Genomic DNA, 549 nt, shown 5'->3' on the forward strand with positions numbered 1-549 from the left:
CTTGGCCGCAGAAACTGAGTGCAACACCTGAGCATTTCGCTAAGGTGTTGTCCCATGTCTTACCTCGAACTCAGTATTGAAGAACGTGCCAGCATCCAAGTGGGTCAAGCCCAAGGGATGAGCCTTCGGCATATTGCCCAGCTCCTGGGGCGAGCTCCTTCAACCATCTCTCGTGAAATACGCCGTAACCAAATGGCCCAGAACGGTTACTGCGCCCGGTACGCCCAACGTCAGCGAGAAAAGCGTCGAGAGGTCTGTCGTCCTGCGCGTAAGCTTTTGCCAGGCACCGAGCGGTTTGATCTCATCGTGCATATGTTGCGGCGACGCTTGTCTCCCGAACAAATTAGCGGCAAGCTCAAGACGATGAAACTACCTGATTTGCGCGATGCCTACGTCTGCCGAGAGACCATCTACACGGCCATTTATGCCTTGCCTGTTGGCCACCTTCGCAAGGAACTGATTCACTGCTTGCGACAAGGTAAAACCACACGCAAGCCTCGCCGTGGCGAAGTGGATCGACGTGGACAGATCCCTGACATGGTCAGCATT

General features: G+C 54.8%; 1 protein-coding gene. It reads left to right on the plus strand.

Annotated elements, in window-relative coordinates; translation table 11 throughout:
• Positions 1 to 54: 54 nt before the first annotated feature.
• The coding region (locus R0J87_RS18445; RefSeq protein ID WP_498887988.1) for an IS30 family transposase at positions 55 to 549 on the plus strand (495 nt) is incomplete at its 3' end.

Origin of the sequence: Halomonas sp. SIMBA_159, assembly GCF_046536035.1 — a bacterium.
GTDB classification, from domain to species: domain Bacteria; phylum Pseudomonadota; class Gammaproteobacteria; order Pseudomonadales; family Halomonadaceae; genus Vreelandella; species Vreelandella venusta_A.